The sequence below is a fragment of the Mesorhizobium sp. M1E.F.Ca.ET.041.01.1.1 genome, from assembly GCF_003997355.1.
Lineage (GTDB): Bacteria > Pseudomonadota > Alphaproteobacteria > Rhizobiales > Rhizobiaceae > Mesorhizobium.
In genome coordinates this window covers 1-12508 of record NZ_RZSL01000140.1, presented here as the reverse complement: position 1 = coordinate 12508, position 12508 = coordinate 1, and the positions used below count along the sequence as shown (strand labels likewise).

The window sequence follows — 12508 nt, the reverse complement described above, 5'->3', positions numbered from 1 at the left end:
GTGAAGGGCGGGGTGCCGGCGGCGCGGCGGCGGGCGAGCGCCTCGGCCAGGAAGCCGTGCGCGGTTCTCGGCGATCCAGGGTTTGCCAGATCGTGCACGATGTCGGGATGGTTCTCGTCGAGGCTGCCGTCGGCTGCCCTCAGATAGGCCTTTTCGGTGATCGTCAGCGTGACGATGCGGATGCGTGGATCGGTCAGCGCGGCGAGCACCGCGCCGGGGTCTTCCGGCGCCACCAGCAGCGACAGGATCGAGCCGATCACCTGCAGCCTCTCGCCGGCGCTGTCTCTTACCGCCAGCGTGTAGAGCCCGTCCTGCGGCGACAGCGCATCGCGCGTGTCGGGGCTGCGCAGCGAGACGCCGATGATGCCCCAACCCGTCTCGCCATCCGCCAGGCAGGCGTCGACATAGGCCGCCTGATGGGCACGATGGAAGGCGCCGACACCGAGATGGACAATGCCCGGCGTCACAGCACCGCGATCGTAGCGCGGTATGACAATGGCGCCCGGCAGGCTCGCGATCGTGGTGTTCGAAAGACGGCTGTTCATTGGCTTGAAGTCTCCGATCCGGCGCGTCGAGCCGCTCGCCTGGCAGCAATGGACGGCTGCGACGTAGCACCCGTCGCTGCCCCGCACAATGGCCGTACTTCATGCAAAAGTCATCATACAACTTGATGATTTTTGTATGTTGACATTATCTCCGACCGATCTACCAATAGGCCAGCCTGGGAGGAGAAAGTGGCTGCACTGACCGATCCGGATCTGCTTTTCGCGCCGGAAACGCGAACGTTGGCTCGCACCCTTTATGCCGGGGTCAAAGACCTGCCGATCGTCAGTCCGCATGGCCACACCGATCCGCGTTGGTATGCGCTCGACGAGCCGTTCCCCGATCCGGCGCAACTGCTGATCGTGCCGGACCACTACATTTTCCGCATGCTGTTCAGTCAGGGCGTGCGCCTTGAAGATCTCGGCGTGCAGACGCTCGACTTCCCGATGCTCAATGGGGCCCCGGTCGAGACCGACGGCAGAGCGATCTGGCGGCGCTTTGCCGAGCACTATTATCTGTTCCGCGGCACGCCGACCCGGCTCTGGCTCGACCATGTGCTCGAGCATCTGTTCGGTATCGAAGAGCCGCTCAATGCGAGCACCGCCGACCGCCACTACGACACGATCGCGGCGCTGCTCAGCCAAGACGACTATCGCCCGCGCGCGCTGTTCGAGCGCTTCAACATCGAGGTCATCGCCACGACCGAAGGCGCGCTCGACGACCTCAAATGGCATCGGATGATCCGCGACAGCGGCTGGCAAGGTCGCGTCGTCACCGCCTACCGGCCCGACGCGGTGGTCGATCCCGACTTCGAAGGATTCTCAGGCAATCTCGACCGGCTGGGCGAGATCACCGGCTGCGACACCGGTACCTGGGCCGGTTATCTCGACGCGCACCGGCAGCGCCGCGCCTATTTCAAGGAATTCGGCGCGACCTCTTCCGATCACGGTCACCCGACCGCTGAGACCGCCAATCTCTCCGATCACGCTGCGGAAGAATTGTTCAACCGCATCCGCCGCGGCTCGGACGACGAGCGCGAACGGCGGCTGTTCCGCGCCCAGATGCTGACCGAGATGGCCAAGATGAGCCGTGACGACGGCCTGGTGCTGCAGATTCATCCGGGATCATGGCGCAATCATTCGCCGGCTATCTTCCAGAAATTTGGCAGGGACAAGGGTTTCGATATCCCGACTAGGACCGACTATGTGACGGCGCTGAAGCCGCTGCTCGACTGCGTCGGGCTGGAGCGCGACCTGACAATCATCCTGTTCACGCTCGACGAGACGAGCTACGCGCGCGAGCTGGCGCCGCTCGCCGGCGTCTATCCGGCGCTCAAGCTCGGACCGGCATGGTGGTTCCACGACAGCCCGGAAGGCATGCGCCGCTTCCGCGAAATGACCACCGAGACGGCCGGCTTCTACAACACCGTCGGCTTCAACGACGACACGCGCGCTTTTCCGTCGATCCCAGCGCGTCACGACGTCGCCCGCCGTGTCGACTGCGCGTTCCTGGCGCGGCTCGTCGCCGAGCACCGGCTGCGCGAGGAGGAAGCGCATGAGCTGGCGCGGGAGCTTGCCTACACGCTTGCCAAGAGAGCGTACCGGCTCTGAGCGGTACGTCAGGGTTTCAAAGGGAGGAAGTCATGTTGCATTTTTCGAAATTGACGGCGACCACATTGGCCTTCGGCTCGCTGCTGATCGGCATCGCCAATGCCGAGACCGTGCTGCGGTCGTCGGACACGCATCCCGACGGCTACCCGACCGTCGAGGCGGTCAAATATATGGGCGAGCTGATCAAGCAGCGGACGAATGACCGCTATTCGATCGAGGTTTACCACTCGGCGCAGCTCGGCGAGGAGAAGGATACGATCGAGCAGACGCAGTCCGGGGTTATCGACCTCGACCGCGTGTCGATGGGGCCGTTCAACGGCATCGTTCCGGAAACCGCGGTGCCGTCGCTGCCTTACATGTTCCGCTCGGTCGAGCATATGCGTCATGTCATGGACGGGCCGATCGGCGACCAGATCTTGAAAGCGTTCGAGGCGCATGATCTCGTTGGCCTCGCCTTCTACGATTCCGGCGCGCGCTCCTTCTACAACACCAAGAAGGACATCAGCTCGATTGCCGACCTGAAGGGCATGAAGTTCCGCGTCATCCAGTCGGACGTGTTCGTCGACATGGTCAACGCGCTCGGCGCCAACGCCACGCCGATGGCCTATGGCGAGGTCTATTCGGCGCTGCAGACGGGTGTCATCGACGGGGCCGAGAACAACTGGCCGAGCTTCGAATCCGCCAAGCACTACGAGGTCGCCAAGCATTACACGCTGGATCAGCACCAGATCGTGCCGGAAGTGCTGGTGATGTCGAAGGCGAGCTGGGACAAGCTCTCGCCGGAAGACCAGGCGATCGTCAGGCAGGCGGCCAAGGACAGCGTCGTCAAGATGCGCGAGCTGTGGGACGCGCAGGAGAAGAAGTCGCGCGACATCGTCGAGAAGGCCGGCGTCAAGGTCAGCGAGGTCGACAAGCAGCCGCTGATCGACGCCATGAGGCCGGTCTATGACAAGTATCTCGCGACGCCCGAGCTCAAGGATCTCGCCGCCCGCATCCAGGCGGCGAAATGACCAGCACCGACGATAGGCCCAGCGGCGCGGATGCTTCCGCGTCGCCAGCGCGACAGGGTGGCGGCACGGCGTTCTGGCTGCGTACCGAGCGGTTGTTGTCGGGCTTGGCAACGCTGGCGCTGTGGGTCAGCGGCGCCGGGCTGACCTTGATGACGATCATCATCACCTGGCAGGTCTTCTCGCGCTATGTGCTCAACCGCTCGCCGAGCTGGACCGAGGCCTCCTCGGTGCTGCTGATGGGCTGGTTCATCTTTCTCGGGGCTGCGGTCGGCGTGCGCGAACGCACACATCTCGGCTTCGACGTCCTGCTCTATTTTCTGCCGGCGCCGGCAAAGGCGGTGCTTCGCACCATTTCCGACATCGTCGTGCTGGCGTTCGGCGGCGGCATGATCATCTACGGCATCCAACTTGCCAGGCTGACCTGGGGCACGATCATGCCGTCGCTCGCCCTGCCCGGATGCGTCGGCTTCCTGCCGGTCATCCTGGGCGGCGCGCTGGTCTGCCTGTTCTCGCTCGAACGGCTTGCCGGGCGCTTTGCCGGCCTGCCTGTCGATACCGACATCCACGCCACCGGCGAGGAGATGTGAGCCATGGCCCTGACCGTGCTTTTCGGCACCTTCGTCTTCCTGCTGATCATCGGCACGCCGATCGCCTTCTGCCTCGGCGTGGCGAGCTTCGCGACGATCATCGCGCTCGGCCTCCCTCCGGTGGTGGTGTTCCAGCGGCTGAACTCGGGTGTCAGCGTCTTCTCGCTGATGGCCATCCCGTTCTTCATCTTCGCCGGCGACCTGATGGTGCGCGGCGGTATCGCCGCCCGTCTGGTGGCGCTGGCCGGATCTGTCGTCGGGCATCTGCGCGGCGGCTTGGGCCAAGTCAACATCGCCGCATCGACCATGTTCGGCGGCATCTCTGGTTCGGCCGTGGCCGACGCGTCCGCGGTCGGCGGGCTGATGATCCCGCAGATGAAGGCGCGCGGCTACGGCATCGACTACGCCGTCAACATCACCTCGGTCGGGGCCATCATCGCCCTTTTGATCCCGCCGTCGCACAACATGATCATCTACTCCATCTCGGCCGGTGGCCGCATCTCGATCGCCGATCTGTTCACCGCCGGCGTCATCCCGGGCCTGCTTCTGGCGCTATCGCTGATGATCACGGCCTATCTGGTCGCCAGCCGGCGCGGCTATCCGACCGAGCCTTTCGCCGGTTTCGGCCGGGCGCTCCAGTTGCTCTTCGGCGCCATTCCGGGCCTCATCCTCATCGGCATCATCTTCGGCGGCGTCCGCTCCGGCATTTTCACAGCAACGGAAAGCTCCTGCATCGCCATCGTCTACGCCTTCCTGGTCACGCTCATCATCTACCGCTCGATGCGCTGGAACGATTTCGTCTCGGCGACCACCGCGGCGGTGCGCACGACGGCCATGGTGCTGATGATCATAGGCTGCGCCGCGGCCTTCGGCTGGCTGCTCGCCTATCTGCGCGTGCCGGCGGCGCTGGTCGCCTTCCTGCAGGAGATCTCCAGCGACAAGCTGGTCATCCTGCTCTTGATCAACGTCGTGCTTTTGATCCTCGGCACGTTCATGGACATGTCGCCGCTGATCATCATCACCACGCCGATCTTCCTGCCGGTGGTCATGGCTTACGGCGTCGACCCGGTGCATTTCGGCGTCATCCTCATCCTTAATCTCGGCATCGGCCTCTGCACGCCGCCAGTCGGGGCCGTGCTCTTCGTCAGTTGCGCCATAGGCCGCATTCCGATCTGGACGGCCATGCGGTCGATCTGGCCCTTCTATGGCGCGGCCTTCGCAGTGTTGATGCTTGTCACCTATGTGCCGGCAATATCATTGTGGCTGCCCAATCTTTTCCACTAAGGGGTCTTTTCCACTAAGGGGCCTTTTCCATTAGGAGTGATCGAGGTGGCCGATAGCACAACCGACCTCAGGGTCGAACGGAAGCCGAAGCTGTCGGAAACGGTGGTCGCGGCGATCCGTAAGCAGCTTTTGGCGGGCGAAATCCCGCCCGGCCACAAGCTGCCGACCGAGGGCCAGTTGACGGAAACATTCGGCGTCAGCCGCACCGTAATCCGCGAGGCGCTGGCCAAGCTTGCCGCCGACGGCCTTGTGGAGGCACGCCAGGGCGCCGGCGTGTTCGTCACCGAGCACATCTCCACCACCCTCGGCGTTTTAGCCGCCGACATGGGTGCCAAGGATTCCATCGCGCTCAACGTGCTCGAGGTGCGGCTCGCCATCGAGATCGAATCGGCGGGACTTGCCGCCATTCGCCGCAACGCGGCGCAGGAAGCGGCGATCCAGGAGGCCTTCTTCGAGTTCGAGCGGCTTTTGCTCGACGGCCAGCCGACCGGCCCGGCCGACCTCGCCTTCCACCGCGCGATCGCCAGCGCCACCAACAATCCGTTCTATGTCGAAATGCTCGACGTGCTCGGCCGGCGCGCCATTCCTTGCGATGTGACCTCGCCCTGGTCGACGGAGCTTGTCCAGTCCGACGAGTACCAGCGCGGCCTGCAGCGCGAGCATCTGGTGATCCTCAACGCGATTTCCGCGGGCGACGCCAATGCCGCGCGCGAGGCGATGCGGGCGCATCTCGCCGCCAGCCAGCAGCGCTACCGCGAGCGCCTGCAGGCGCGGCAGGCCTATTACGCAAAGTCGGTGGCGGCCGCGTCGGCCGGATGATCATTCGAGCAAGGTAGAGATGGACCAGACACACACCGAATTCTCCTCGCGCTTCGCCATCGACCCCGCTGCCGCCGCGGCGATGGGAACTGACGAGCTGCGGCACAATTTCCACATAGAAGGGCTGTTCCAGCCGGACCTCGTCAGGCTCACCTACACCCATTACGACCGCATGATCGTCGGCGGCGCCGTGCCGGTGGATTCGGTGCTGCCGCTGGAAGCGATCAAGCCGACCGGCACCAGGGCATTCCTCGACCGCCGCGAAATGATCGCCGTCAATATCGGCGGCGGCGGCACGGTGACGGCGGACGGCCTGCCCTTTGAGATGGCAACGCGCGACATGGTCTATCTCGGCATGGGCACGCAGGAAGTTTCGTTCGCTTCGGCCGAGCCGGACAAGCCGGCCAAGTTCTATCTGCTGAGCGCGCCGGCGCACCAAGCCTATCCCAGCCAGTTGATCCGCGTCAGCGACGCGAAGCGGCTCGACCTCGGCAGCCAGGCGACCAGCAACGAGCGTTCGATCTTCCAGTTCATCCATGCCGATGGGGTAAAGACCTGCCAGTTGGTCGTCGGCATGACGCAGCTCGCGCCGGGCTCGGTGTGGAACACCATGCCTTGCCACGTGCATGACCGGCGTATGGAAGCCTATCTCTATTTCGACCTGGCCGAAGGCGCGCGCGTCTTCCACTTCATGGGTGAGCCGGACGAGACGCGCCACATCGTCATGCGCAACGAGGAGGCGGTGTTGTCGCCGGGCTGGTCGATCCATTCTGGCGCCGGCACGTCGAACTATGCGTTCATCTGGGCCATGGCCGGCGACAATGTCGACTATACCGACGTCGACCAGGTGACGATGGATCAACTCAGGTGAGCGATCTTTCTGCCTTCAGCCTCGCGGGAAAACGCATCCTCGTCACCGGCGCCAACACCGGCATCGGCCAGGGCATCGCCGTGTCGGTCGCGCGCGCCGGCGCCGCCGTGATAGGCGTCGGCCGCTCGCCGATGGATGAGACGGCGCAGAAGGTCGCGGCTGTCAAGGGACGGTTCGAAGCTGTGGCCACCGATCTCGGCGATCCCGCCAAGGCGGCCGACATGCTCGACCGGGTCTGGGACGAAATCGGGCCGCTCGACGGCCTTGTCAACAATGCAGGCATCATCCGACGCGCCGACGCGGTCGAGCTGACCGAGGCGGACTGGGACGAGGTGATGGACATCAACCTGAAAACGGTCTTTCGACTTAGCCAGAGCTTTGCCAGGCGGGTGCTGGCGCAACCCGGGCGACGCGGCAAGATCGTCAACATCGCCTCGGTGCTGAGTTTTCAGGGCGGCATCCGCGTCGCTTCCTACACGGCCTCGAAACATGGCGTGCTCGGCCTGACCAGGCTGCTTGCCTGCGAATGGGCGTCGAAAGGCATCAACGTCAACGGCATCGCGCCGGGCTATATCGAGACCAACAACACCGAAGCCCTGCGCGCCGATCCCGACCGCAGCGCCGCTATCCTCGGGCGCATTCCCGCGGCGCGCTGGGGCCAGCCCGGCGATATCGGCGATGCCGCCGTCTTCCTGCTGGCGCCGGCGTCGGATTACATGCATGGCGCGGTGATGCCGGTGGATGGCGGCTGGCTGGCGCGATGACCATTTCAATTTCTGGACGGAAGCTCGCGATGACCGACATCTTTTCTCATGCCGACGAGAAAACCTGGATACCGACGCCGGACGGCAACAGGCGGCGCGTGCTGGTGCATACCGACGAACTGATGCTGGTCGAGTTCGCCTTCGACAAGGGCGGCGTCGGCGCGCTGCACTCGCATCCGCATGTCCAGGCAAGCTATGTCGCCGAAGGCCGTTTCGAAGTCACCATCGATGGCCGCTCGGAAATCCTGGAAGCGGGGAGCAGCTTCATCGTTCCGTCGAACCTTGTGCATGGCGTCAAGGCGCTGGAAGCGGGGCGGCTGGTCGACAGTTTTGCACCCTATAGGGCCGACTTCCTCTAGGTCCTTCCAAAAGGAAAACCCGCGCCGTGAGGCGCGGGTTTGTTGCCTGGGCGCTTGTGGCGCCGCCGCGGTACTCAAACATTGCCGCAGGACGATAACGGTGCCGCAACATAGTGAAGATAGGTTTAACGAAGAAGACTGGAACTGTGCCGGCATATCGGCCAAAGAAACGATGGGCCGCAGATCGTCATTCGGCGGATGAGCAAAGCCGGCGGGAGAGAAAGTCTGGAATGGACGTCGTACGAAAATCAGAAGCCCTTTTACGCGAGGCCACCAGGCGACCGGTCAGGGAGGTCCGGCGCCTTGCGCTGGATTTGAAGCGGCTGTGGCGGGTTTGGGTAGAGGCGGACACGGCGCGCTACAACAAGATATTCATCGCCGGCTGCGCGCGCAGCGGAACGACGCTTACGCAGCGCCTGATGGGATGTTTCGAAGACACTTTCGTCCATCGGGCCGAAGCGAAATACACCCAGTTGGACATGCTGGACCGCCCGGAAGCCAACCTTGTCGTCAAGCGCACCGAGCGGGGCCATGTGCACCTGGCCAAATTGCCAAGCGCCGTTGGCCTGATCTATTGCGTTCGCCATCCGCTTGACGTGCTTACAAGCTCGCATCCGGAGAGCAGGGCGCAGCGCCGGTTCCACGTCACGCCCGAACGCTGGCTGGCGGAATATGATGCCTTGCTGCGGCTGAGGAAGACCCAGCCCCGCCGCGCGATCACCTATATCCGTTATGAAGACATGATCGCTCAGCCGGATGCCATGCAGGAGCGGATCGCGCGGGCATTCGACCTCAAGCCGCGTATCCGCTTCAGCGAGGATCCAAGCAATCCGATACGCGCAACATCGCTGCAGAAATGGGAGCGAAACGAAGAGTTCCGGACCTATCTGCGGACCCTGCCGCCGGCCTTTCGCGCTCGCCTGAAGGAGTTCTGCGACGAGTTCGGCTACGATATGCCGGACTGGGCCCGCGGATGACGGCAACGGTTGGCCTTCTCGCCAAGCGGCACGGACCTTTGATCACACCCGGCATGCTGCCCGGCGACGACGGCGCCAACATAAACGGTCCTTCGCTGGTCAGGATGCCCGATTGGGCGAAGGGCCGGCTCGGGGCCTATCATCTCTATTTCGCGCATCATCATGGCAGCTATATCCGGCTTGCCTATTCCGATGCGATAGAGGGTCCCTGGCGGATCCATCCAGGGGGCGTGCTGTCGCTCGCCGAGTGCCCATTCCTCCAGGGGCACATCGCGTCTCCCGACGTGCATGTCGATGAGCGGAATCAGCGAATCGTCATGTATTTCCATGGTCCGGCCTTGAATGGCCAGGGCCAGACGACCTTTGCGGCCACCTCCGCCGACGGTCTGCGTTTCAGGCCCAATGCCGAGCCGCTCGGACCATTCTACGCTCGGATCTTTCGCCATGACGGCTGGTGGTATGGGCTCTTCGGCACTGGCAATGTGAGGCTCCGCCGATCGAGCGACGGTCTTTCCGGTTTCGAAGAGGGACCGGTCGTTTTGCCCGGCTCACGGTGGGCAAGGCCCAGGCACGTCTCTGCGCAGAAAAGCGGCCGGTCGCTAATCGTCTATTATACGCGCAAGGGCGACGCCCCCGAGCGCATCGTTTACGGCAGCATGGATCTTTCCAGTGACTGGCAGCGCTGGAAAGTGCGCGGCAAGACCGAATTGCTGAGGCCGGAGACGGACTACGAAGGCGCGGATCTTCCAGTTAGCCGCGGCCGCAGGGGCGCGGCTAGGGGCAGGCAGAATGCGCTCCGCGATCCGGCGATTTTCGAGGAGAATGGCCGGACATGGCTGCTCTATGCTGTCGCCGGCGAAAGCGGCATAGCGCTGGCCGAAATCCGGCCCGGCGAACCGAAGGCTGCAGGTTTGCGAAGATCGATCGCGGACCTGTGGAACCAGCTACGGATCTAATGCTTCGTCACTTTGGCGAATGCGGGGCTCAGCGCTGCTGCAGCGCAAGCCTCACGCCGAGCGCGCAGTAGATGCCGCCGACCACCTTGCCCTGCCACCTCAGCAAGGCCGGGTTGCGGCGCAGGAAAGAGCCCAGACCTCCGGCCGAGACGGCGAAGACCACGGTGCTGAAGAGGCCGAGCAGAACAAAGACGGCGCCAAGGATCGCCAGTTGAAGCACGACCGATCCGTTTTCGGGGCGCACGAACTGGGGCAGGAAGGCAAGGAAGAACAACGCCGTCTTCGGGTTCAGCACCTCGGTCAATACGGCCTGCCGGAACGCCTTGCCCGCCGGCACGGCCAAGACGCTCCCGGCGAGATCGACCGGCGCCTTCTCGAGGATGGCGCGGATGCCGAGGTAAACGAGATAGGCCGCGCCGATATATTTGATGATGGAAAACAGCATCGCCGAGGTGGCGATGATGGCCGAGATGCCGAAGATCGCCATGACGGTGTGGACGACGTCGCCCGCCGCGACGCCGGCGCCGGTGGCGATGCCGACCTTGGTTCCCGAGCTGGTCGCCCGCGCCACGGTAAGCAGCGTGGCAGGCCCCGGAATAAAGACGAAGCCAAGCACGATCGCGACATAGGTCGCCAATGTGGCCAAATCGATCATTGCCGGGTTCCTCCGCTGCAGGCCGGACAGGAAGCCATCCTTTGCGTGGAAAGGCAATGCGGATGGCGGCGACGCTTGTTTGCAATTATACCATAGAGTGGTACTATCGCCCACGAGGGGTGAAGGATGATCGTTGGCTTTCGGGACGAATGGTTGCGAGCCTTCTTCGTTGACGACGTGCACTCAAGGAATATCCCGCCCGATCTCGAACTGCGGCTGTTCCGCAAGCTCCAGATGATCGATGATGCGACGACCGATCTGGATTTGCGCGTGCCGCCCAGTAATCATTTCGAGAAATTGCGCGGCAACCTCGAAGGGTTCCATTCGATCCGCGTCAACAAGCAATGGCGGCTGGTATTCCGGTGGGACGGTCGCCGCGGTGAAGCGTCGGGCGTCTATCTTGACGACCATAGCTACAGATAGGTGGAGTATGCTGACGACCAAGCGCAGACCGGTGACGATCGGCGAGATCCTGGTGGAGGAGTTCATGCGGCCGATGGGTCTCACGCAAGCCGCCTTGGCCGAGGCAATGGGCGTGCAACGCAAGCATGTCAATGAGCTCTGCAACAATCGTCGCAACGTCACGGCGCCGACCGCGCTTATCCTTGCGCGTGTGTTCGGCAACAGCCCCGAGTTCTGGCTCAATGTGCAGCGGCGCAGTGATCTGTGGGAGGCGATGCACAACCCGAAGGAGCGTGAGAGGATCGAGCGCGCGCGTCCGTTGCCGAACGCGGCCTGATCCGGGCTTGATAGGATGCTCGAGGGCAGCGTACCGGCACCCCTCGGTCTACCTGGATAGCCTTCCTGTGATCGTCACTCTAAGAAGCGGCCTCAGCCGAAATCCGGGAATCACTCTCAATGCGGACATCGACAGCTGGCATTCCGGCGGAGGGACGCGATCCGAAGCGGCGAGTGCTGCAGGACGTGTTCGGCTTCGACGATTTTCGCCCCGGGCAGGCCGACGTGATGGAGGCGCTGCTGGCGGGACGCCACGTGCTGGCCGTGATGCCGACCGGCGCCGGCAAGTCGCTCTGCTACCAGGTTCCGGCGCTTGTCTTGGGCGGGCTCACCATCGTCGTCTCGCCGCTGGTGGCGCTGATGCAGGACCAAGTCTCGGCGCTGCGGCTCGCGGGCGTCGCCGCCGACACGATCAATTCCTCGCTCGACCGCGATGCCAATGTCGCGGCGTGGCGCCGGGTCGCGTCGGGCCAGACGCGGCTGCTCTATCTCGCGCCGGAGCGGCTGATGACCGACCGGATGCTCGACGCGCTCGCCAGGCTCGATATCCGCCTGATCGCCGTCGACGAGGCGCATTGCATCTCGCAATGGGGGCCGGCGTTCCGGCGCGAATACGAGGATCTCGCGCAGTTGCGCGACATCTTTCCGAAAGTGCCGATCATCGCGCTGACGGCGACCGCAGACGAGACGACGCGCACCGACATTTCGGCGCGGCTGTTCGCCGACCGCGTCGACACGCTGGTGCTGGGCTTCGACCGGCCGAACATCAAACTCGCCATCGAGCCGAAGCAGGACAGCAAGCGCCAACTGCTGCGCTTCGTCGAGCGCCATCCCGGGCGCAGCGGCATCGTCTACTGCCTGTCGCGCCGGAAGACGGAGGAGATGGCGGCCTTCCTCGAAAAGAACGGCGTCACGGCGCTCGCCTATCATGCCGGCATGAGCAAGGAGGCGCGGGAAGCGAACCAGAACGCCTTCATGACGCTGTCGGGCGTCGTCATGGTGGCGACCATCGCCTTCGGCATGGGCATCGACAAGCCGGACGTGGCCTATGTGTTCCACACCGACCTGCCGGCGAGCCTCGAGGCCTATTACCAGGAGATCGGCCGCGCCGGCCGCGACGGGCGGTCGGCGGAGGCGCATATGCTCTACGGCCTCGGCGACATCCGCACGCGCCGCCTGTTCATCGACGACGAGGATGCTTCGTCCGAGCACAAGCGGCGCTCGCACGGCCGGCTGGACACCCTGATCGGCTATTGCGAGACGGCGCAGTGCCGCCGCCAGGTGCTGCTTGGCTATTTCGGCGAGGAAGCGCAGCCTTGCGGTAATTGCGACAAC

14 protein-coding genes and 1 pseudogene are annotated in these 12508 nt (G+C 64.0%); 13 read left to right on the top strand and 2 right to left on the bottom strand.

All coding sequences use genetic code 11. The features are described 5' to 3' along the window. Positions 1-545, bottom strand: a pseudogene (locus EOA38_RS14245) (mannitol dehydrogenase family protein); the annotation flags it as partial. Between the two features lie 189 nt (positions 546-734). On the opposite strand from EOA38_RS14245, the gene uxaC reads away from it, so the two are divergent. From uxaC to EOA38_RS14195, 10 genes are all read left to right on the top strand, one after another. Next, entirely contained in the window at positions 735-2153 is a 1419-nt protein-coding gene (uxaC, locus tag EOA38_RS14240) for a glucuronate isomerase (RefSeq protein ID WP_127299470.1), read from the top strand. Between the two features lie 32 nt (positions 2154-2185). Further along, entirely contained in the window at positions 2186-3163 is a 978-nt protein-coding gene (locus EOA38_RS14235; protein ID WP_127299469.1) for a TRAP transporter substrate-binding protein, read from the top strand. Then, positions 3160-3750, top strand: a complete 591-nt coding sequence (locus EOA38_RS14230; protein WP_127299468.1) for a TRAP transporter small permease — start codon at positions 3160-3162, stop codon at positions 3748-3750. Before EOA38_RS14235 ends, EOA38_RS14230 begins: the two co-directional genes overlap by 4 nt. Before the next feature lie 3 nt (positions 3751-3753). Continuing rightward, positions 3754-5034 (top strand): TRAP transporter large permease, encoded by a 1281-nt coding sequence (locus tag EOA38_RS14225; RefSeq protein ID WP_127299467.1) that lies wholly within the window; start codon positions 3754-3756, stop codon positions 5032-5034. A gap of 45 nt (positions 5035-5079) precedes the next feature. Beyond that, positions 5080-5853, top strand: a complete 774-nt coding sequence (locus tag EOA38_RS14220) for a FadR/GntR family transcriptional regulator (protein ID WP_127299466.1) — start codon at positions 5080-5082, stop codon at positions 5851-5853. A gap of 19 nt (positions 5854-5872) precedes the next feature. Beyond that, entirely contained in the window at positions 5873-6724 is an 852-nt protein-coding gene (kduI, locus tag EOA38_RS14215; RefSeq protein WP_127299465.1) for a 5-dehydro-4-deoxy-D-glucuronate isomerase, read from the top strand. Further along, positions 6721-7488: a 2-dehydro-3-deoxy-D-gluconate 5-dehydrogenase KduD gene (gene kduD, locus EOA38_RS14210; protein ID WP_127299464.1), complete on the top strand. Its 768-nt coding sequence runs from the start codon at positions 6721-6723 to the stop codon at positions 7486-7488. Before kduI ends, kduD begins: the two co-directional genes overlap by 4 nt. Positions 7489-7517: 29 nt before the next feature. Continuing rightward, positions 7518-7847: a cupin domain-containing protein gene (locus EOA38_RS14205; protein WP_127299463.1), complete on the top strand. Its 330-nt coding sequence runs from the start codon at positions 7518-7520 to the stop codon at positions 7845-7847. A 230-nt stretch (positions 7848-8077) separates the two neighbouring features. Further along, positions 8078-8824 carry a sulfotransferase gene (locus EOA38_RS14200; RefSeq protein ID WP_127299462.1) on the top strand — a complete coding sequence of 249 codons (747 nt, stop codon included), beginning with the start codon at positions 8078-8080 and terminating at the stop codon, positions 8822-8824. After that, positions 8821-9780, top strand: a complete 960-nt coding sequence (locus EOA38_RS14195; RefSeq protein ID WP_127299461.1) for a hypothetical protein — start codon at positions 8821-8823, stop codon at positions 9778-9780. Before EOA38_RS14200 ends, EOA38_RS14195 begins: the two co-directional genes overlap by 4 nt. Positions 9781-9808: 28 nt before the next feature. Here the strand turns inward: EOA38_RS14195 and EOA38_RS14190 are convergent, their stop codons facing one another. Next, the gene (locus EOA38_RS14190; RefSeq protein WP_127299460.1) at positions 9809-10435 is read right to left on the bottom strand and encodes a LysE family translocator; all 627 of its coding nucleotides are present in this window, start codon (positions 10433-10435) and stop codon (positions 9809-9811) included. Between the two features lie 126 nt (positions 10436-10561). On the opposite strand from EOA38_RS14190, the gene EOA38_RS14185 reads away from it, so the two are divergent. The 3 genes from EOA38_RS14185 to EOA38_RS14175 form a co-directional block, all read left to right on the top strand. After that, on the top strand, positions 10562-10858 hold the full coding sequence (locus EOA38_RS14185; RefSeq protein WP_127299459.1) for a type II toxin-antitoxin system RelE/ParE family toxin: 297 nt from the start codon (positions 10562-10564) through the stop codon (positions 10856-10858). A 7-nt stretch (positions 10859-10865) separates the two neighbouring features. Further along, a complete protein-coding gene (locus tag EOA38_RS14180; protein WP_127299458.1) occupies positions 10866-11174 on the top strand; it encodes a HigA family addiction module antitoxin in 309 nt (102 codons plus the stop codon). Positions 11175-11293: 119 nt separating this feature from the next. Next, a partial coding sequence (locus tag EOA38_RS14175) for an ATP-dependent DNA helicase RecQ (RefSeq protein WP_145965960.1) occupies positions 11294-12508 on the top strand: 1215 nt, incomplete at its 3' end.

Bases quoted from the DNA above. Each gene is read 5' to 3' on its own strand.
- EOA38_RS14235 (WP_127299469.1), top strand. From the start codon at position 2,186: ATGTTGCATTTTTCGAAATTGACGGCGACCACATTGGCCTTCGGCTCG.
- EOA38_RS14230 (WP_127299468.1), top strand. From the start codon at position 3,160: ATGACCAGCACCGACGATAGGCCCAGCGGCGCGGATGCTTCCGCGTCG.
- EOA38_RS14225 (WP_127299467.1), top strand. From the start codon at position 3,754: ATGGCCCTGACCGTGCTTTTCGGCACCTTCGTCTTCCTGCTGATCATC.
- kduI (WP_127299465.1), top strand. From the start codon at position 5,873: ATGGACCAGACACACACCGAATTCTCCTCGCGCTTCGCCATCGACCCC.
- EOA38_RS14205 (WP_127299463.1), top strand. From the start codon at position 7,518: ATGACCGACATCTTTTCTCATGCCGACGAGAAAACCTGGATACCGACG.
- EOA38_RS14200 (WP_127299462.1), top strand. From the start codon at position 8,078: ATGGACGTCGTACGAAAATCAGAAGCCCTTTTACGCGAGGCCACCAGG.
- EOA38_RS14195 (WP_127299461.1), top strand. From the start codon at position 8,821: ATGACGGCAACGGTTGGCCTTCTCGCCAAGCGGCACGGACCTTTGATC.
- EOA38_RS14190 (WP_127299460.1), bottom strand. From the start codon at position 10,435: ATGATCGATTTGGCCACATTGGCGACCTATGTCGCGATCGTGCTTGGC.
- EOA38_RS14185 (WP_127299459.1), top strand. From the start codon at position 10,562: ATGATCGTTGGCTTTCGGGACGAATGGTTGCGAGCCTTCTTCGTTGAC.
- EOA38_RS14180 (WP_127299458.1), top strand. From the start codon at position 10,866: ATGCTGACGACCAAGCGCAGACCGGTGACGATCGGCGAGATCCTGGTG.